Genomic DNA, 20,917 nt, shown 5'->3' on the forward strand with positions numbered 1-20,917 from the left:
ACGATGGCCAAGGCATTTGTGCCGAGCGACCTTGCGGGCCTGGACGACGCTGAGGTCGGGGCTCGGCGCGACCGGGGCGAAGTCAACCGTGTCGCCGAGCCCAAGAGCCGTGGCGCATGGGCCATTGTTCGTGCCAACGTCTTCACCCGCTTCAATGCGCTGCTGGGTTCACTGTTCACGCTGATGCTGGTGCTCGGACCCTGGCAAGACGCCTTGTTCGGCGGCGTGATTGTCATCAACTCTGTGATCGGTATTGCCCAGGAACTGCGTGCGAAACGGGCGCTCGACCATCTCGCGATGCTGAGCCAGACACGAGCCCTGGTGGTGCGTTCCGGGCGCGCGATCGATATCGCGGCGTCCGAGATTGTCCTCGACGACATCTTCGTGCTTGCTGCAGGCGACCAGGTCCAGGTCGATGCCCTTGTGTTTTCGGCCGAGGAACTCGAACTCGACGAATCGCTGCTAAGCGGCGAGGCCGAGCCAGTGCTCAAGCACGCGGGCGATGAAGTGCTTTCGGGCAGCCTGGTCGTGGCGGGAACGGCGCGCTGTCGCGCCACGCGTGTTGGCGCGGCATCGCATGTGCACCGCCTGACGACAGAGGCGCGGCAATTCAGCCTCGCACACTCCGAGCTTCGCGCCGGTATCAATCGGATATTGCGCTATGTCGCCTGGGCCATTGTGCCGACGGCGGTGTTGCTGGTTGCGAGTCAACTCGGGCTGCGCATGTCTCTGAGCGACGCGCTGCGATTTTCGGTGGGGGGCTTGGTCGCGATGGTACCGGAGGGCCTCGTGCTGCTGACCAGCGCCGCGCTGGCGCTTGGAGCGATCCGGCTCGCGCGCAACCACACGCTGGTACAGGACCTACCGGCGGTGGAGACGCTGGCCCGGATCGACACCGTTTGCCTCGACAAGACCGGCACGCTGACGGAACGCGATCCGGAGCTTGTCCGCGTTGATTGGCTTACCGACAAAGACGTCGGGACCAAAGCGCTCGCAGCACTCGCGGCTGCCGATCCGCATCCGAACACGACGCTGCAGGCGATCGCGCGGGCTTACGGTGACCCGCAGGCCCCGGCCCCCGAGCACGCGGTGCCGTTCTCGTCGAGCCGCAAGTGGGCCGGTGCACAGTTCGCATCGTTGGGCACCTGGATGATCGGAGCGCCCGAGGTCTTACTGCCAGCAAGCGACGGCGATGAAGCGGTGCGTGCACAGGCACAGTCGTTGGCACAAGCAGGGTATCGCGTGCTGCTGCTGGCGCGGACGGACAGCACCATTGCGGCGGAGCGTCGGCCAGAAGCGGTGATCCCGGTCGCTCTGGTTATCCTCTCCGAGCGCGTTCGGCCTGACGCCGCGGAGACCTTGCGCTATTTCAGCGAGCAAGGCATCAGCATCAAGGTGATCTCGGGCGACCACCCCGCCACGGTCAGCCAGGTCGCAGGCCGGCTTGGGATTGCGGCGGCCGATGCCGCCGTCGATGCGCGGGAAATGTCCACAGACCCCGGCGCATTGGCCGAGCTCGCCGTCACGCGCACCGTGTTCGGCCGTGCGACGCCTGAGCAGAAGCGTTCGATCATCGCGGCGCTGCAGGACAAGGGCCATGTTGTCGCGATGATCGGCGATGGCGCAAACGACATTCTTGGCTTGAAGCAGGCCGACGTCGGCGTGGCGATGGGCGCCGGCATGAGCGCCGCGCGCGCGGTGTCGCAACTCGTTCTGTTGGATAACGCGTTCGCGCGACTCCCATCCGTGGTCGCCGAAGGGCGACGTGTCATCGGTAACGTGGAACGGGTCGCGGCGTTGTTCCTGACGAAGACGGTCTATGCCATGCTGCTGGCGTTCGCGGTGGGCCTTGCCGATGTCACGTTTCCTTTTCTACCGCGCCACCTGACGCTGATCGGCGCGCTGACCATCGGCATACCCGCTTTCTTTCTTTCGCTCGAACGCAATGCTGACCGCGTCCTGCCCGGTTTCGTCGAACGTGTGCTTCGCTTCTCGTTGCCCGCGGGCCTCATAGCCGCCGTGGCTACCTTCGGGGCCTACAGCCTTCTGGGTGGCGTTCTCGGCGCAAACGTTGCCCAAGCGCGCACCGGTGCTGCGGTGGCGCTGTTCGCCATAGCGGTATGGATTGTCGGGCTGGTTGCGCGCCCGCTCACCGCGATGCGGACGGGCCTGATCGTAATCATTTGCGTCGCATTCGCGGTGATATTGAGGCTGTCGCCTTTGCGTCTATTTTTTGCACTCGAGCCTCTGCACGCCATGATGTGGATCGGCGTGGCCGGCATCGTCGCGGTGGCGGGCGGCCTGGCGCTGTGGAGCGTTTCCGTCCCGGCACGCAGGACGCTTCTCCCTTCGACTATCCCCCGATTCAAGATGCGCGAGATGGTTGCCTGGTTGTTGAGCCGAGGATCACCCAAGTGGTTTCTCATGACGGCGGCGGTGCTTGTTCTCGGTGGTGCGTGGCTGTTCCTCGGAATACTTGAAGACGTGGTCAGCCGCGATCCGCTCGTGGAGGTCGACGCGTTCGTCTACGAGGTCGTCCGGACCCTGCGGACACCCAGCGGCGACAGCTTCCTGGTTGCGGTCACCGAACTCGGAGACGTCCAGGTCGTACTGCCGGTCATCCTGGTTGCTCTGGGCTGGTTTATCGCACACCGGTTCTGGCGCACTGCCATCTATTGGCTTGCGGCGGTCGGCGTGGCCGAGGCCTTGGTGAAGGTCATCAAACTCGCGCTGCACCGCCCCCGGCCCGGTGCGTCGTATGCCGGCATTGAGCAGTTCTCCTTCCCGAGCGGTCATGCTACGCTGACCGTTGTTGTCTACGGCTTTCTCGCATTCTTGCTGTCTGTGCAAGCTTCCCACAGGCTGCGCGTCTCTATCGCGACTGCCACTGCGTTGCTCATCGGTGCGGTCGCGTGGTCCCGGCTCTATCTGGGAGCACACTGGATGTCAGACGTCGTGGGTGGTTTGAGCTTTGGTACGGCCTGGATCGCAGCTCTCGCAGTGGCGTATCTCTATCAACGCCACGAAGCGCTGAATACCCGAAGCCTCGTCACGGCCGTGCTTGTGACCTTCGCCGTTGCAGCCACGGTCCATGTGGCTACCAGCCACGCAGTCGATCTAGTTCGCTATGCACCCGTGCCAGTAGGTAATAAATGAAGCAATCCGGAGCACAATGTGAGCATTTTGGTTGGCCATCGCCATTGCGGAGAATCCTAATAAGCGCATACGGCATTAGCTTAAACGTCGCTATACGCTACGAAAAATTGGTGCGCAACTTCTTTGGCGCGCCCTGTCTCGCTTGCGCCTATATCTGGCTGGCTTGATTGTTAACACGTCTCATTCAATTTCTAATTCATTGATGTAATAATATCCCCATCAACCCTGATGGAAAAAGTCATGTCGCGTCCTGCCAGCGGAGATGATCGAATATTGATGAAAGCCCGCGAGGCCATCGCTTCGGCGCAGACGGTGGAACAGTTGCGTCAGGCGCAGGCGGTTGTGTTGCCACTGGACTATGCGATGAGCTTGGCCGACACGGCCCAGGTTATTGGCGTGTCACCGGGTTGGGCCTGTCAACTGCGTCGGCGCTTTATTCATGGACACAAAGCAGGAGCGCCAGATGCGCCCACCGCGGGCGGGCGCAAACGCCAGAACATGAGCCTGGAAGAAGAGCGTGAGTTTCTGGCGCCCTTCCTGGAGCAAGCCGCCACGGGTGGCGTGCTTGTAGTCGGCCAGATTAAAGCGGCGCTGGACAAGCGCTTGGGGCGTGAGGTGGCGCTGGCCTCAGCCTACAACCTGCTGCATCGCCACAACTGGAGAAAGCTCGCGCCCGACAAACGCCATCCTCAAAGTGACCCGCTGGCTCAGGAGGAGTGGAAAAAAAACTCCCCGAAGCGCTCGCCGAAATCCGCCAAGGCTGGGCACAAGGCAAAACCGTCAAGCTAAATACGAAGGGACTCCCCACTTTCCGGCAACGGCATCAAGTGCCAAGATTGGTTTATTGGAAAGTCAATCTATAACCTTTGAAAGGGGAAGTCCCATGAGCGAGATTACACGAGTCGGAGTGGATTTGGCAAAATCTGTGGTCCAGGTAAACGCCGTTGATGCTGGTGGAAAACTTGTCACCAACCGGCAACTCAGTCGAGACAAGTTTCTGCCGTGGTGTGCGCAGCTATCGCCAGGCTGCTTGGTGGCGATGGAGGCCTGTGGTGGATCCCACCATTGGGCCCGCAAACTAATTGCTTTGGGCTTGAATGTAAAAATCATCGCGGCACACTTGGTGACACCTTATCGGCTGCAGGGCAAAGGTGGCAAGAATGACGCCAATGATGCCGCAGCCGTTTGCGAAGCAGCGTCCAGACCGAACATGCGTTTTGTACCGGTCAAAACCACGGTTCAACAGGGCATTTTGTGCGTGCACAGTTTGCGCGAGGGGTTAAAGGAAGAACGCACAGCGAGTATCAATCGCATCCGGGGCATGCTGACTGAGTTCGGCCTGGTGGTGTCCAAGAGCCCGGAAAAATTGCGTGAGAAGTTGACCGAAATGTTGGAGGATGCCAGTAACGATCTATCCGGATTGGCGCGACTGGTCGTTCAAGAGGCCTATGACCATTGGAAAGATATCGACAAGCGCATCGAATGGTGCGATGAACGTATCAATGCGCACGTCAAGGATGATGCGCAGGCCAAGGCTGCCAAAGAGCTTGTGGGAGTTGGCTCGGTGACGGCTTCGGCTGTGGTGGCGACAGTCGGCGACTTTAATCAGTTCAAGAATGGTGCGCAGTTTGGCGCTTGGTTGGGGCTGACGCCCAGGCAAAACTCCAGCGGAGGGAAGAATAGTCTTGGCGGCATCACCAAGCGCGGCAACATGTATCTGCGCATGTTGCTGATTCAGGGTGCTAAATCGGCGGTGATGACAGCACATATGCGCAGTGACCCCATATCAAAGTGGCTGTTTCAACTGCGTGAAAAGTCAGGCTGGCAAAAGGCGGCTGTGGCGATGGCGAACAAGAATGCACGCATTCTGTGGGCCATCATGACTAAAGGGTGTCGTTTTGACCCCAGGCATGTGAGTGTCAAGCCAGCTGGTCCGGCAACAGCAATGGCATAGTTGGCTCGGTAGGTGTATTTCTGCAAGACGTGAAATTGAAGATGCAGTAAACAGGTCAGACCGGCGGCGGGCAAGCTCGATGAAACATCGGGGATTGCATTGGCAAATACCCGTAAGCTAAATGGAGCCCCGCCGAGCGGTTCGTATCTGGGTCAGCACAATAAGTGCAACAAGGCCGTCTGTAAATGTGCAGTCTGTTCCTCGTTTATCCGCCCCTTCAACTAACGCGAATGTAGAAAACCGTAATCAAGAGAAAATCGATATGAGTGCTTGACAGCGTGAGGAGTCCCTGTAATGTTTCAAGACGAGGCGCGCTTTGGACGCATCTCGGACGTGCGCAGGTGCTGGGCTCCCAAGCCACTACGCCCAGTCTGCCAAGGCATGCTGACACACGAATACACCTACGCCTATGGCGCAGTGGATGTCTGCACTGGCGAGCTCGACAGCCTGATCCTGCCGCACGTCAACACCGCTTGCATGCAGTTGTTCCTGGACGAAGTCTCGGCACGCCATCCACAGGATCGCATCATCATGGTGATTGACGGTGCGGGCTGGCATCGCAGCGATGCGCTCAAAGCACCAGAAAACATCCACTTGCTGAAACTTCCACCCGACGCGCCCGAGCTCAATCCGATAGAGCACGTATGGGATGAACTGCGTGAGAAATTCTTTCACAACCGAGTCTTCAAGAGCCTCGATGCTTTGGAAGATCACTTGTCGATAGCGCTGAAAACAATGGAACTCGACCCCAGCACTGTAGGTTCCATCGTATCCTGGCCCTGGATCATTGGTGCATTTTTAACTTCATTTGTGAATTAGAAATGGAATCAGTAGCCTGGACTCCGTGCTCAGTCGTAAAAAAAAGGGCCTGCACGTCCCGAAGGAAAGGGCAGGCGCCAAGGGGGCGTGACGAGGCACACGCCGATGTGGGTCTTCAAGCGACTTTGAGCATCAGGCCGAATAACTGCCCGATGCGCGAGGCATCGCCCGATTGCAGGGCGTGGCAGGCGTTGCTCACGACCGGGTGTACCGCCACATCGACATCATCTGCCGCGTTCACACTGGCCAGCACGGTGCCGTTAGGTGTCAGAACTTTGAGGGCGCCTCTGCCATTGGTCCAGCTGGCTTCGACTACACAGTCGGTGCGCGTATCCAGCCGGTCGCAGACCCACTGGACGCCGGTGTCGAAAGCGTCAAGGGTGACGACATCCTCCAGATCACCGCACGCACGGTCATAAAAGAAGACCTTGTACACCACAGGCTCCAGCGCCTGTATTTCATCAAGACGCAAGTCCGGCATCAGCAGGACTGGCGTATCGCTTTTACTTGCCGGTGTCACCATCTGGTCTTGCGCCAGGCGATCCAGCTTCAGCAACAGGGCATCAGCGTGACTGCGGTCTTCCAGCACAAGCATGGTGCGCATGGCGAGGATCTCCTGCGTCATCAGTCGCAATTCCTGGACGATGGCGCGTTCGGCGCGTGCCTCGATGGCACGCAGGGTATCAGCAATGGAAGTCATGGATGAACTCTTTTCATGAGGGATGCCGCCAAGCCCCAAGGCAAGTCGACGGGAGGGGCTGACGTGCAGCCCACGGGTGTTGACAACTCAGGCCGCCTTGCGGATGGCCGGGGGGAGGACCGAATCACCGGCCTGTGCGGTCGTCGCGGCGGGGTCTGACGCGAGCCCCGTTTTTTGCTGACGGAAGTCCGCCTGCGCGGTGGCGAAGGTGGACTCCTGGGCCAGTTGCCTGGTTTTGGCCATGGCAGGCTCTTTGCCGATGTCCTTGCCGGTCTGGGGCAAACACTCGGCAACGATGTCGCCGCCCTGGCGCAGACTGCGGCGCAATGCGCTCGGCCATTCCAGGAACAGCTGTGTGAACAGCCCACTGCACAACCAGCGGACGAACAGTCCGATCCGTTTGTTGCGCGCCTGCCAGGCCTTGTGCGTGCGCAAGGATTCCTTGCAGCCCAGGTAAAGAGCCAGATGGGAACGCTTCATGTCTGGATCGGAATCCAGTTGGGCCAGTACTTCGGTGGCGAGGGCAAGATCATTGCCAACCCGCTTGTAAAAGCTGACCCATGCTCTTTCTTCCTCGTGCTCGATGCTGGAGCGCTTCGCGCGAGGAGGGGGTTTCTCAAGGGACATGGTGTTTCTCCAGATGAAAGAGGGAACACCTTTTCCCCAGTGGGGAGACGGTGGACTCCCCGAGGGTTTGCAAAGATACGTGTCACTGATAAGCTCAGTGACAACACAGGAAAGGCCCACACCATGCTTCGTGCAGGCAAGGCGGTACGGTTCACGCCCAACGAAGTCGAGGACTACCGATCACTCGGTATCGACTTCGCCGGGACGCGAACGCAGGACGACGTCGAACAGGCGCTGGGCCGCTGGGCTCAGACCCTGGTCGATGAACGTCCTGATCTGCTGCACAAGATCGTCCTGGAGATGGCGAAGGTCAAGGGCGTGCGACCGCCCTCAGCGCTGGACCTGGTGGTCAACGCCGTGCCTGCTGCCGGTTCTCCCGGGCAATCCTGATCCAGCGGTCGGCAATCTGGTCCAGGTAGACCAGATCGTCGGACTCGATCTCGCCAGACTTCCTCAGCCGGGCGATCACTTCCTTGACCAGTTGAGGGTCATCCTTGGCGAGTTGAATCGCCATGGTCACGACGCGCTTGCGATAGATACTGGCCAGCATGGTCAGGCTACCTCCGCGCAGGTTTCAACGACCGACGCGATTCGTTTGGAGACGAAGGGATACGGCCTTAACAGCGCGGCTACCAATGGCTTGCGAATCGTGAGCATCCGGGCACGCCCGGACCCTCCCAGCAGCACACCAAGGGGGCGCGTTTCTCTCGTCACAAGGACTGCGAACATGGTGCTCTCCTTCAGGGTAAGAAGGGGAACACCCATCCCCGGCAGGGAACTTGGAGTTCCCCGTTCGGGAATGCTCGGGCCGAAGACGGCCGAGCGACTGGGTGGCGACACCTGGCGGTGTGCCATGAAAACGAAGATCCACAGCTCTTACGAACCGAGACCTTCTATCGATGCCTGTCCGCAGTGACACACAAGATGTCACCGCGCACGACATTCCATGCCATCGAAACCGGAGCTTCAATGGCAAGCGCAGTGTTCAGCCTGGGGCTGAACGGATCACGAGGCCATGTGCACGAAGTGCGTGGCCTAACCGAGTCAAAGAAGACCGGCATTTTTCAGAGGCAGGTAACGACTGCGACGCCAGTCAGGCTGGACTTCAGGAGGAACGGATTCCCCGATGAAGGCTGTGCGGACGCGATGTCCACGGATAGCCTTTGCATTGTCGGATAGGACGACGCACCCGTTCAAGCTTCGACAGTCACGCTGTGATGGCTTGCCCCCGCAAACGCCTGACAGTTTGGATGGTTTGACGTGGCAATTTCAGGCAACTGCCTGTCAGCGTCAAAGCAGCATTTGGGCAACTGGATGTACGTGCCTGAGCCAGCAGCGTTTCAGCCCCGGTCTATGACTTTGCTATACGCTGAAATGAACGCCATGGCGCGAAGGGCGGAGTGATGTGCCTTGACAAACCACGATCTTTAAGATATCTTTAAGATATCCAAATCAAGGAGGCCTCAATATGAACAAGCGTAGCTCTGCCAACCAAATCGCGTTCCGCTACCGTACGGTAGACAGCAGCACCGGCGTGACGCGCGAAACAGCAAAACGCGTGGCGGAACGATTGGGCGTTGATGAAACCCAGGCCATCCATATGGCCTTGCACGAAATGGCAGTCAAGTTGCTGCCGCAGTATGAGGCCGATGATGCTCCGCTGACGGTGGCCCAAGTGCGCCAGATCAAGAAGCTTGTTCCGCAGGGCAAGAAGCGTTCAGTGCGATCCAGCCTGTTCGAGGTGGCGTTGGCATGATGCATCAGTGGTGGGACGAGCCCACTGCTGGCGAGATTGTGTGGTGCCACTTCCCCGATGACGTCAACCCACGCCCGAAGCCACGGCCAGCGCTGATTCTGGCAGTATTTGACGACGATGCACCTCAGTTCGAGGTTCGTGTCGCCTACGGCACCAGCCAGCGCACAAGCACCTTGCACCGAGGCGAATTTTCCATCCTGCGTGACCGCAATCCGGTGGCCTATAGCGCTGCAGGCCTCAGCTACGATACCAAATTTGATTTGAAACCAGCACTCGATCTGCCGTACACGACCGAGTGGTTTTCGGTGCCGCCCGCCGCGCCGCACGGCCAGACGCCGAAGCTTGGCACGCTGCACCCTTCGCTGGTGCGAGCCGTGCAGGCCGCATTTCAGGCGGCGACCAGGTGAACTGGTGCCTGACCTTGTGATCGACGATGGTGCTGGCGAATTAAAGAAGCAAAGAACCCGACACCCGGCTTTGCCGGGGATGGTTATTTGATGTATCTCATAGTGAGTCCTCGACATGTTAAAACACACTTATCGGCGTACTAGCGATTGCAGCACCACAACAATAAAATTGATGCCGGACTGCTCGGTAAAATCGTTCTCGCCCGTTTTCTGGAGTTACCGCTGCGGGCTTTCGACCTTCTCGTCACCCGAACGGAGTCCTGTGCCGAGTTTGCCGCTTTGCGTCCCTGGGTGACCGTGGGTCAATTGGAAGGCGCACAGGTGGCGCACCATGCGGCCCACACCCCTCAAGCCCAAGCCTCCCCGGTTCTGGGGGTGATTCGCGAGGCAAGCTGGGGTCTGATGTTCATCTACTACCGCGACAGCTACGCGCGGGAATACCGATTGGATGAGGAGGGTGTGACCAACCTGATGTCCGACCCGGACTTCCCCAGGGAACAGGCGAACTTATTGCGCCGGTTGCGCCTCATCAATACCCGGAACCGGCTCACCCACGCGCTGATACAGGCCGTGCTGGCATCGCAAGCGACTTATCTGCGCTCCGGGCTGGGCTTGGCGCTCTTGCCTTTGACCCAAGCGGAGATTTCTACCCGGCTGCGGTCGGAATCGACTCTTTCCGTGGTCGCAGATCCAGGCCGGATTTCCCGGTTAGTGCGCGTATTGTCTATCGCGCTGCCGAATGGCGAAGCGGTGCCATTGGGCAGACTTTTCCCGAAGCCGCGGCAGGTTCATTGTCATTTTGTGGACCATGTGATCAAAAGGGAAAAGGCTTGGATACTCCAAGGGGTGTTGTGCGAGCCGCTGACAGACGAAGCCATCGCTGCCATCCTCAAGCGCGAATACGGCATTCGTTTGTCGCGGCGCACGGTGGCCAACATCCGACACGACCTGGCGATTCCCGATTGCCGGAGTCGCAGTCAGCGGATGAACTATCTGGCGGCGACCGAGGGGTTTTCCACACTGGTACCACTGACCCTTCAAGCACTGCGGACTGTGGTTCCGGCCCAGCCGGGGGTGTACGAAATCCGGGCAACTTTAGGCTCGCCCGTGAGTGAAACAAAAGAGGGATGCCTTGAGAAAAGCGCGCCGCCGGGGCCGCACAGCGTGGTGTACATTGGCTCGACCGGGGATTTGCGCAAGCGTTTGGGGGATCACCTGCGGGGGAGTAGTGATAATGTGCTACTTTACAAGCACCTCGTAGACGGTGCTGCTCGGGTGCGATTTCGTCTGATCAGCGAAGGCTGGCGCTGGGCGGAGCGGGATCTGTATCGGGTATTTTGCGAAACCTTCGGCATGCCGCCGCCGTGCAACCGAATGAGCCCGTGAGAATTGGAAAGCGGTAAATGGGGGTGCACCAGCGTCTGGGGCAAAAAATATAAACGCGAATTAACAGGAATGGGCCATATCGTGGAACAAATATTGCGCAAGCAAGCAAGCAAGCAAGCAAGCAAGCAAGCCTGACCTCCCTTTTGCCGTCTGCAGCCCCATAGCGGGAACCGGACGATGAAAAATCTCTCGAACGAGGCCGTCGCCGCGCTGGCCCGTGCGATCGGGATCGACGCACAAGAGATCACCCAGCGCAAGGCATTCCTGAAGTTCGACGAAACCGATGTCAACTTGCTCACGGAATTGCACGCACGTCTGCACGATGTGTCGCAGCACTTCGTGGACGACTTTTACACCCATCTCATCAAATTCGAGGAAACCCGCCGCTTCGTCCCGGATTCACCTTCCCTTGAGCGCCTGAAGCGCTCCCAGGCGACCTACTTCGACAGCCTGACCGCCGGCGACTACGGCCCCGAATACGTTCTCCAACGCCTGCGCGTAGGCGTCGTCCACCAGCGCATCGGACTCGAACCCAAGTGGTACCTCGGCGCCTACAGCAAGTACCTCGTTGGGCTGCTGCCCGAGCTGTGGCGCTTACTTGGCGACGACCCGGAAAAGTTTCTCGCCACCTACCACGCGCTGCAGAAGATTGTGTTCCTGGACATAGGGTTTGCCCTCGACACCTATATGCAAGCCGGCCGGCATACTATTCTCGGCCTCAAGCGCTACGCCGAGAACATCATTGCGAGCCTGCCCGCCGGGCTGATCGTGGTGAACGACACCCTCAAGGTGCGAAGCATCAACCGCTCCTTCCGCGAAATGTTCGGACTGAAAAACGGAGAAGACGTTTGCGGGCGCGAACTCGAAGACATCCTGCCGCTACCCGATCTACGCCAACAGGCACAAGCCGTCCTCGCCAGCGGGATGGCCTTGCGCGGCATTGACGTCGCGCTGGGTGAAAAATGGCTGCGACTCACCATCACTGGAATCCGGCTTGCAGAAGAAGAAGAAGAAGAAGAAGAAGAAGAAGAATTGCTGGTCGTCGTGGAGGACATCACCGAGCTTAAAGTCCAGGCGGCTCATATTGAGCAACTCGCCTTTTATGATCACCTGACCGGCCTGCCCAACCGGCGACTGCTGCATGACCGGTTGCAACAAGCACTGTCATTGGGCACGCGCAACCATCTCTACGGTGCTGTGCTGATGCTCGATCTGGATAATTTCAAACGCATCAACGATACCCGTGGCCATGATGTCGGTGACCGCCTGCTGGTGGAAACAGCACTGCGCATCCAGTCCTGCGTGCGCCAGGCCGACACGGTCGCCCGTCTGGGTGGCGATGAGTTCATCGTCGTGCTGGTTGATTTGAGCGCGGATGAAGCGCAGGCCGCACTGCAGGCGGAGGGAGTCGGCAAAAAGATTCTGGCAGCCATCAACCAGCCTTGCATGCTGGCAAACCAGCTTCACCACAGTTCTGCCAGCATGGGGCTGTGCCTGTTTCTGGGTCAAAACGCCACTCTCGATGAGCTGCTCAAACGTGCTGACAGCGCCATGTACCAGGCCAAAAGCAGCGGGCGCAATACCCTGCGCTTTTATGACCCGCAAATACAGGCCTCACTGGAAACACGCATTTCACTGGAGTCCGAACTGCGCAACGCCCTGGCGGGCAGTCAACTCAAGTTGTACTACCAGATACAGATAGACAACACGCAGGGTGTCCTGGGCGCCGAAGTGTTGCTGCGTTGGCAACACCCCCAACGCGGCCTGGTATTGCCCGATCAGTTCATTCCAATAGCGGAAGAAACAGGACTCATCCTGCCGATTGGCGAATGGGTATTACGCACAGCGTGTGAGCAGCTGAAGGTCTGGGCGACTGACCCGGTGACAGAAAAATTTGTGCTCGCGGTCAACGTCAGTGCCCGCCAGTTTCGTCAGTCTGATTTCGTCTCCATGGTGTGCCAGATATTGGCGCAAACCGGCATCAACCCGGAAAAACTCAAGCTGGAACTGACCGAGAGTCTGGTGCTGCACAACGTGGTTGACACCATCGCCAAGATGAAGGCATTGAACCAGCAGGGCATCCACTTTTCAATGGATGACTTTGGCACCGGTTATTCCTCGCTGTCGCAGCTGACGCTCTTGCCCATTCAACAACTCAAAATTGACAAGAGTTTTGTCAGCAACATTGACACGAACCACAACGACGCCATCGTCGTACAAACCATCATTGGCATGGCCAACAACCTGGGGCTGCGCGTGATTGCCGAAGGCGTGGAAACGCAGGAGCAGCGCGCCTGCCTTGAACGTTTTGGCTGCCAGACCTACCAGGGCTATCTGTTCGGCAGGCCCGTGCCCTTGCGCGAATTTGAAAAACTGGCCATGCAGGGCATCACTGCCTAAAAAATGTGAGCCACGCAAAGCGGGCAAAGAGGTGTGTTGATTTTTATTGGTAATCAAAAGGGGAAAATGTGAAAACTGCAGAAGCAAGAAAAGACACGGGCAACGACGTAGTCGGGGAAAAGAAAAAAGAAATCAGTTGGCTTGCGGTGGCCGCTTCCTTGGTGTCTATCGTCGCCGTTACGCTGGCGTTGCTGGGCTACGGTGTCTCGCTGGCGGCAGAGAATTTGTTCGGGATTCCACACGCGGCCATGTTTGATTCCGCCTTCGAACTGATAGATTTGGCGAGTGCTGCCGTCCTTCAAATCATTCCAGCCATCGGCCAAGCGTTGACCCAATGGGCGTTCTACGTCAATCTTTATCGGGCGCAGTGGCCGACCGTTATTCTGGCCGTGGCTGCAGTGTTGTTCATGGCCGTGGTTGGTTGGTACTGGCCTGATTTACGGTCTAACCTGGTCAAGGCTTACTCTGGTAAAAAGACAAACGATCTAAACGGGGGCCGTTCGGCAGTTCAATATTGGTTCATGCATGCCCTGATGATGCTGTTCATTTTCTTGTCGCCACTTTTTGCGTTGCTGGGCGTTGTGGTGATTGTGTTTGGTTTGGCACTTCTGGCCATGGTGCCGATCATGGGGATGACTGCAGGTGAGGCCTATGTGAAAGAGTGGGTTCTCGATCCCGATCATTGCGCGTTGAGTTCTGATTGGAAAAATCGACAGCAGGGACATCACGTCAAAGGCAAGCCCGGAGCTGTGTGTGTAGCGATCACGAAAGATGGCAAGAACGTAGCCCGTGGCCGCGTCGTGTTCTCCACCTCGAAAACTGTGGTGTTGTTTGACCCGAAGAGTGGACGGACTCAACGCGTGCCAATTTCCGACGCAGTGGTCGAGGTGGTTGATGATCTTTTGGGAAGCGTTGCCAGCGAAGCCAAGGTCGAGTCAGAAGGCTCCTGAGAAACAGGCCACACCTCGTGCGCTAACCCCAACGATCCGAGCCCATCCAAAGGCGTGTTCCTGTTCGTCGGTCCCAGCGGCATCGGCAAAATCGAAACCTCGTGGGCTGACGTGCTTCGCGTGAAAGAAAAAACTTGCCGCCATCAAAAACATGAGTGATTTCACGCTGCATTCTCGAGTTTTGCTTGATTTTTAGGCAATCCATCCGCATCGTTATCTGACGCGGGCTGCCTGCATGCTGCGGCTTGCTTGTCCACAGGAAATGTGGATAAACAAGCGCTAAAAAGACCCCCAATTGTCTTTACGCATGTCGATCAAGCCTGCGGTCGCACCTCTTCGGCATCGACCTTTGCGCTGCCCGCTTCAGCTTTGTCTGCGTATTCCAGTGAATACCGCCACTCATTTCCGTCCAAACCATACCAGTCATTCCAGTGCAAGGCAGTTCACCTGTTTCAGTGCAAACTCTACGATGCTAAATAAGCCCAAGGCACGAAAACTGGATATCTTGAATGATTCCGAATAACAAAAGCCGGGAGATGATGTGTTTCCGCCGACGTCATCTTGGGGGGCAACCGGGATAAGGTCAGAAATCGCACATAAGCCTTTTGATTATTTAAAACATGTTTGCTATTCAAAATTTGACCATAAACTTTCACCGGTGAAAGTTTGCCCGATATATTGAGGTCGGACAAAAGTGCCATTCTCAACCTATTTCTAGACGGCACTACTACTGCTTGGCTAAATTTTCCCAAACAACCATCTGAGTGAGAAGGCGGACCTCAAGGTCGTGCGTGACAATCTGGGACATGCCAATGTCAGTACCACCAGCCTCTATATTGGCATACCGAGAACAATGCCCGCCATAATGTTACGGTTGCCGTGCACTGTGTTGGATGGCACACCATGAAACGCAGGGCGCTTTTACGAGCCCTAACTCAAAGCCTCATGTCCATTAAAAAGCAACTTTTCCCATCAAAATTGGCACTTCACAAATAATTTTGTCATCGATGTACAAATACGAAGACACCTTAATTTCCCCGACCGGTTTGCGATACACGTCAAAGGAAAACGGGTCCCCCTTTCAGGGCATGGGTGGCATGGGAGAAACAATGAGTTGCATCAAGTGCGGAGTTCACAAGCTGCGCAAAAACGGGATGATCAAGAGGTATTTGAACTCGCCCATGTTTTTTTGTTGTGACTGCAAGCCAAAAACTGACAAAAAGTAACTTCCCAGAAGCAGGAAGTCAATTTGTCATGTGGCAGATTGAAGATGTCGCCGGGGCAAAAAAAACCCGACGCGAGGCCGGGTTGGAACGCCTAATCTTGCGATCACGCGCCCGCGCAGGGAGGTGACACGGGGGTGCAAAACACCAATATGGATTTTAGGCGTTTGCTTGCAGAAAAATTCACACCATATTTCTATTTGCGAATTAGACGGCGTAAACGAAATCCGAAGTCTCTCATAGTATGAAAAGTCGAATTATCCCGTAATTAATCAATTTTCAAACAACGCCAGCAGCCGTGGGAGTAAAAATAGACCCTCATCGCCTTTCAGCCATGGGGGTCCATTCAATCAAGCCACCTGTCGCACCTCTTCGGCATCGACCTTCGCGCTGCCCGCCTCATCCTTGTCAAGGTCAAGCTGCTTGAGCAGCTCTCGCTGACGGGCGAGGAGATTTACCAAACCACCCTCGTACTCGAACGGCCGGGCCAGTTCCAGCCGGATGTCTTCCAGCCGTTTGCGCCGCACCTCCAACTGCCCCAGCGCGTCGGCGTGGTGTTTGGTCACCGATTCCAGCGCTGCCAGCAGGCCTGCCACGAGGGCCGGCCCCGTCTGGTAGGGCTCGGCGTTGTACAGGCAATGGCCTGCCAGGTACAGGTTGGGCACTTCCTCGCCGTGAGCAGCCAGGATGCCCAGGTCGAAGCCAGCAAAGCGGCCAATCACCCGCTCCATCATCCGAATGGAGGTACGCACCTCTTCTTTGGCTGCCTTCACCAGACCTCGCAGGGCATCCCCGACGGCATCCGGTCCGGCGATGGGTCGTCCCGCCAATTCCATCGCAATGCCTTGCATGGTTTGCGGCTCAACCCTGGCCACGTCCTGGGTAGACAACGCTATCTTCTTCTCCAGGGCCTCGATCATCATGGGCAACCGACCCACTTCGCTTTCATTGGCGTAGCGCTGGTTACGCCACAGCGAGAACAGCGTTGAGAGCTTGGCCACTTCGGCATCCACACCGGCCTTTTCGATCACCAGCGGATTGCCGGAAGCCAGGGCTTTCACCTCGGCATACGACAGGGTCGCTAGTTCCACGTCCTCCAGCGAGCGGATGCCCTTGTCGCCCTTCATCACCTGGGCAATGAAGCGTGCCTTGGTCTCCAGCGTCTGCCAGAGGTAGGCATCGAAGCTTTGTTCAGTCACGTACCTGAATATCTCCACCTCCTCGCATTCATTGCCCTGGCGCAAAATGCGCCCCTCTCGTTGCTCGACGTCACAAGGACGCCAGGGCGCATCGAGGTGGTGCAGGGCATACAACCGTGTTTGCACATTGGTGCCAATACCCATCTTCGCCGTCGATCCGAGCAGCACCCGGACCCGTCCCTCACGCACCGCCTTGAACAGCGTCGCCTTCTGGACGTCGGTGTCGGCGTCGTGCACAAAGGCGATGTCCTTGTCAGGCAGGCCTGCATCGATCAGCCGTTGCCGCAAATCGTCATAGACGCTGAACCCTTTACCCCCCTTGGGCGATGAAAGATCGCAAAACACCATCTGGGCACCACGGAAGGTGGACGTCCTGCGCCAGATGTCCATCACCTCACGCACACAGGCTGCCACCTTGCCCTTGGTATCAAACTTGGCCAGCGGTGCCACCAGCCGGAAATCCAGCGCAGCCTTGCGACCGTCCGTGGTGATCGCCAGCATGTTGTCGTCCTGCGGCTTCACATCGCCATTGCGGATGGCCTCCGCCCGCAGCACCAGTGTTTGCACAAAAGCTTTCAGTGCCTTGCTGGCCGGGCAGGCCATGATGCGTGGCTTACCGCCTCTCAATGGTGGCACCGGCAAGTTCAGCATCTCGGCTGTGCGAATGTCGGCCACTTCGCCGAACACCGCCATCAGCTCCGGCACGTTGATGAAACGCGCAAACCGCGTGTGCATGCGGTAGCCGCTGCCGTCCGGCGCGATCTCAAGTGCCGTGACGCTCTCCCCGAAGGTGGCGGCCCAGGCATCGAACTGCTGCAAGCCCAGTTCCTCCAGGCGATTGGGCTGCAGGTAGCGCATCATGGTGTGGATCTCCGCCATGGTGTTGGCCACCGGCGTTGCGGTGGCGAATACCACCCCACGCTGCGCATGGCCATGGATCTGCATGGTGTAGCGCGTCTTCAGGAACAGATCGAAGGCGCGTTCCGAGCTGGTCAGCGGCAGGCCTGCGACACGGGTCATCTTGGTGAACCGGTACAGGTTCTTATGTAAATGCGCCTCGTCCACGAACAGACAGTCAATGCCCAGCAGTTCCCAGGTAAGGAGGTCATCCTTCTTCTGGTCCGCCAGCAGCCGTTCCAGCCGGGCGGCCCAGTTCTTCTTCATCGCCTCCAGTTGCTTGACGATCCGGTTGGACTTGTCGTTGCTCTTTTCGGCGCGTACGGCCATTTCCAGCTCATGAATGATCTCCTTGATAAAGCCTTCCGTGAATTGCGGCGACATCTTGATGCGCTCAAAGCTTGAGTGCGTGATGACCACCGCGTCCCAGTTGCCGGTGGCGATGCGCGACACCAGCTCGCGCCGACGGTCGCCTTCCAAATCCTCCTTGCTGGCCATCAGCACCGACGCGTTCGGGTAGAGCCGAACAAATTCCGCCGTGTATTGCGCCAGCATGTGGTTCGGCACCACATGGCAAGGCTTCGTGATGAAACCCAGGCGACGCAGCTCCATGCTGGCGATCACGCACACTGCCGTCTTGCCCGCACCGACCACGTGGAACAGTCCGGTGTTGCCCGACTGCACGATGCGCCAGACGGAATCCAGCTGGTGCGGGTGCAGCGTGAAACAGCGGGAGAACCCCGGCAGCTTCAGGTGGGAACCGTCGAACTGCCGTGGCCGGGTGGCGTTGAACAGCTCGTTGTAGATGCGGCACAGCCTTTCTCGCCGTGCCGTGTCCTCGAAGGCCCAGTCAGCAAAGCGGTCCTTGATCAGGCCCAGCTTCTCGCGCGCGGCCAGTGTCTCCCCCGGGTTGACGACATACCTGTCGGTTTCGGGGTCCGGGTCGCGTACCGTGGGTACCTGCACGTTCAGCGCGCATTGCACCAGCTCCATCGCGTTCATCCGGGATGTACCGAATTCCTGTGTCACTTTCACGTTCTGGCGCGCTGTCCAGTCGTTGTAGCGCACCGACCAGGCACCGGCCTCGGCCGAATAGCTGACCTCGCAGTCCTGGAGTTCCAGCACGTCTTGCACGAAGCCTTCGACGTCCATGGCTGGAATCCATACCGCACCTAGGCGCGGCTCGATGGACGCTGGCGGCAGGTCTTCGGGTTGCACCTGTTCCAGCGCGTTGATATTGCGCCGGTAGGCGCTACCCGACATCACGGCTTGCTTGAGCTTCGCTTTCACGTTGCCCGACAGGTAGGCGTCGGTAGTTTTCCAGTCAGCGTCCGCCGGGTCGAGAAAGACCTGTCCGGCTTCAGCCAGCGCCTGCAGCACCGCGTCTTCAGGCGCGGCGAGCAACCCGGCCATGTAAGCTGGATCGACCCGGCCGCGCCATTGGATGGAGGCTGCCAGCGCTTCGGTTGGCTCTCCCGCCGTGGTCGGCTCCATCACCCGTGTCAGCGTGCGCCGCGTAAACAGCGCCGCCTTCTTGGCGCTGTCCGACTCTTCGTCGTAGTGCTCCAGCGACAGCAGCAACGGGTAATCCGGGTCACGCCGGAATGCCAATGCATTGGCCCGGGTGCTCAGGCAACCGTATTTGGCAATGAAGCGGTCATAGGTGCCGTTGAGCAGAGCCCGCAGGTGACCCAGCCGTCCGTCGTTGCTTCCGGACAGCTGGGCATCCAGCAAGGTCCGGGCGTAATCGCGAATCGCACACATACCGGTGATCCGGCCCCGTTGCGTCGCGTTGAGCCGGTCATGCACATCCGTCATTTCGCTACCGTCCACCCGATGCACCCGCCCCTGGTGGAGGCGGTAGCTGCCGGGGCGGGCACCGAATTCGGCGGGTACAACGACGCGCAATGGCACAGGCTTTCTCACCAGCGGCTGGTAGACATCGGACGGGAGCAGGGCAACCCGTTCGGGTAATACGGCTTCCAGGTCACCGTCGAACACCGCCACCGGCACTTCCTCGTAGCCGTTGCTCTCCTGCCGAATCCGGCCAATGCAGAACTCCGGGTGTTGGGCGTACCAGGCATTGATTTGCAGGTACCTCTGATAGCACTGCGGGTCGCGCAGTGTCTCGGGCACCAGGTTAAGGCTCAGCCAGGTGTCATCGACCTTCTCCGCCCGCTGCCGCTTGCGCAGGAACAGGATGTCGGTCTGCACGTCGGTGGACGCAATGCCTGCGAAGGCTCCTTTGGGAAGCCGGATCGCGCCCAGCAACTGGGCTTGTGCGCCGAGGTAGTGGCGCACAGTCGCATCCTGGGCATCCAGCGTGTAGCTGGTGGTAATCAGGCACACCAGGCCGCCGGGCCGAACCAGATCCAGCGCACGGCCAAAGAAGTAGTTGTGGATGCTGAATCGAGCGTAGGCCCGGTTGCTCACGTCGGCAACCTGGTATTTGCCGAATGGCACGTTGCCGATGACCAGGTCGAACCAGTTGTCGGCCAGGGCGGTTTTCTCGAAGGGGGAAATCCGCACATCGACACCACCCAACGCATACAGCGCGTGCAGCATGCGCCCGGACAACTGGTCGATCTCGACTGCCGTGACACTGCTGCATTCAGCGATGGCCGGTGGCATGGCACCAATGAAGTGGCCAATACCCGCAGCGGGCTCCAGGATGCGCCCGCCACTGAAGCCAAAGCGCAGCACGGCCTGCCACATCGCCTCGATCACGTGGACCTCGGTGTAGTGGCTGTTGTTGACCGAGGCACGGGCGGATTCGTACTCAGCCGGGGTCAGCAGTGCATTCAGCTGCCGTGCGCGGTGACCCCAGGCGGCATCCTCTGTTTCGAGGTTGAAGCTTGCTGGTAAGCCGCCCCAGCCGGTGTAGCGCAGCAGGGTGCTGCGTTCGTCCGGGGTAGCCGGGCGTTGCTCGGATTCGATCTGGCGCAGTATCTCGATCGCGGCCAGGTTGGCCTCGAACTTGGTGACGCTGCCGCCCAGCTTGTACAGCTCGGCGCGGGTCAATTGCGGCCACAGGCTGCGGGTTGCAGTTTTTGCGGTGCCGCTGAGCACACGCCAGTTGACACGCTGACGGGCGGATTCGACCGACTCATCAGCAGAACTTTCCTCCATTGAAGTGGCCAGTTCAGAAGCCGGCGGTTCGGTCTCGATGACAAGAGCTGCGGGCTCGGACGGCTCCGGATTGAACCCGGGTAGCCATAGGGAAGGCGCGGTATAGCGTGCCATGGGTGTGTTCTCCAAAAAATGGGGAACACAGCCACCCACTGGGGAGACGTGCTCCCCGGGTGGGAATGAATGAGAGGGTCAGGAATGACCCCCGTGTGTGAATGCGAGCACGCCGGGTTTCGGGGGAAGCTGGCGGGCTCAATGGGCTATGGAAAAATGAAACGGTCTGCCGTCAGACGACAGCAAGCGGATGTCTCAAG

Annotated in this window: 14 protein-coding genes; 10 read left to right on the forward strand and 4 right to left on the reverse strand. The window is 58.7% G+C overall.

Annotated elements, in window-relative coordinates; translation table 11 throughout:
• Positions 1-3 precede the first annotated feature (3 nt).
• The 4 genes from C5P05_RS29685 to C5P05_RS34785 all read left to right on the forward strand — a co-directional run bounded on the left by C5P05_RS29685 (position 4) and on the right by C5P05_RS34785 (position 5,929).
• Entirely contained in the window at positions 4-3,156 is a 3,153-nt protein-coding gene (locus C5P05_RS29685) for an HAD-IC family P-type ATPase (protein ID WP_114973474.1), read from the forward strand.
• Positions 3,157-3,396: 240 nt separating this feature from the next.
• Positions 3,397-3,945 (forward strand): winged helix-turn-helix domain-containing protein, encoded by a 549-nt coding sequence (locus tag C5P05_RS29690; protein ID WP_198674910.1) that lies wholly within the window; start codon positions 3,397-3,399, stop codon positions 3,943-3,945.
• A gap of 94 nt (positions 3,946-4,039) precedes the next feature.
• Positions 4,040-5,110, forward strand: coding sequence for an IS110 family transposase (locus tag C5P05_RS29695; protein ID WP_114973475.1), 1,071 nt, complete (start codon positions 4,040-4,042; stop codon positions 5,108-5,110).
• A gap of 294 nt (positions 5,111-5,404) precedes the next feature.
• Entirely contained in the window at positions 5,405-5,929 is a 525-nt protein-coding gene (locus C5P05_RS34785; protein WP_114973476.1) for an IS630 family transposase, read from the forward strand.
• Between the two features lie 115 nt (positions 5,930-6,044).
• On the opposite strand, the gene C5P05_RS34110 is transcribed toward C5P05_RS34785, so the two are convergent.
• Both C5P05_RS34110 and C5P05_RS29710 read right to left on the reverse strand, forming a co-directional pair.
• Entirely contained in the window at positions 6,045-6,629 is a 585-nt protein-coding gene (locus tag C5P05_RS34110) for a hypothetical protein (RefSeq protein ID WP_198674911.1), read from the reverse strand.
• An 87-nt stretch (positions 6,630-6,716) separates the two neighbouring features.
• A complete protein-coding gene (locus C5P05_RS29710) occupies positions 6,717-7,256 on the reverse strand; it encodes a hypothetical protein (protein WP_114973477.1) in 540 nt (179 codons plus the stop codon).
• Between the two features lie 123 nt (positions 7,257-7,379).
• Between C5P05_RS29710 and C5P05_RS29715 the strand changes: the two genes are divergently transcribed.
• Entirely contained in the window at positions 7,380-7,646 is a 267-nt protein-coding gene (locus tag C5P05_RS29715) for a hypothetical protein (protein WP_114973478.1), read from the forward strand.
• Here C5P05_RS29715 and C5P05_RS29720 read toward each other — a convergent pair.
• Entirely contained in the window at positions 7,606-7,806 is a 201-nt protein-coding gene (locus C5P05_RS29720) for a hypothetical protein (protein WP_114973479.1), read from the reverse strand. The two genes, C5P05_RS29715 and C5P05_RS29720, sit on opposite strands and share 41 nt — an antisense overlap.
• A 918-nt stretch (positions 7,807-8,724) precedes the next feature.
• Between C5P05_RS29720 and C5P05_RS29725 the strand changes: the two genes are divergently transcribed.
• The 5 genes from C5P05_RS29725 to C5P05_RS29745 all read left to right on the forward strand — a co-directional run bounded on the left by C5P05_RS29725 (position 8,725) and on the right by C5P05_RS29745 (position 14,155).
• On the forward strand, positions 8,725-9,012 hold the full coding sequence (locus tag C5P05_RS29725) for a hypothetical protein (RefSeq protein ID WP_114973480.1): 288 nt from the start codon (positions 8,725-8,727) through the stop codon (positions 9,010-9,012).
• Positions 9,009-9,419, forward strand: a complete 411-nt coding sequence (locus tag C5P05_RS29730) for a hypothetical protein (protein ID WP_114973481.1) — start codon at positions 9,009-9,011, stop codon at positions 9,417-9,419. The genes C5P05_RS29725 and C5P05_RS29730 overlap by 4 nt, the downstream gene beginning before the upstream one ends.
• 147 nt (positions 9,420-9,566) lie before the next feature.
• Positions 9,567-10,805: a hypothetical protein gene (locus tag C5P05_RS29735; protein WP_114973482.1), complete on the forward strand. Its 1,239-nt coding sequence runs from the start codon at positions 9,567-9,569 to the stop codon at positions 10,803-10,805.
• 177 nt (positions 10,806-10,982) lie between these two features.
• Complete coding sequence (locus C5P05_RS29740) at positions 10,983-13,205, forward strand: EAL domain-containing protein (protein WP_114973483.1); 2,223 nt, start codon at positions 10,983-10,985, stop codon at positions 13,203-13,205.
• A gap of 68 nt (positions 13,206-13,273) precedes the next feature.
• The gene (locus C5P05_RS29745; protein WP_114973484.1) at positions 13,274-14,155 is read left to right on the forward strand and encodes a hypothetical protein; all 882 of its coding nucleotides are present in this window, start codon (positions 13,274-13,276) and stop codon (positions 14,153-14,155) included.
• A 1,573-nt stretch (positions 14,156-15,728) separates the two neighbouring features.
• On the opposite strand, the gene C5P05_RS29760 is transcribed toward C5P05_RS29745, so the two are convergent.
• Positions 15,729-20,717 carry an Eco57I restriction-modification methylase domain-containing protein gene (locus tag C5P05_RS29760; RefSeq protein ID WP_114973486.1) on the reverse strand — a complete coding sequence of 1,663 codons (4,989 nt, stop codon included), beginning with the start codon at positions 20,715-20,717 and terminating at the stop codon, positions 15,729-15,731.
• Positions 20,718-20,917 lie beyond the last annotated feature (200 nt).

The organism is Rhodoferax ferrireducens, from assembly GCF_003347515.1.
GTDB lineage: Bacteria > Pseudomonadota > Gammaproteobacteria > Burkholderiales > Burkholderiaceae_C > Rhodoferax.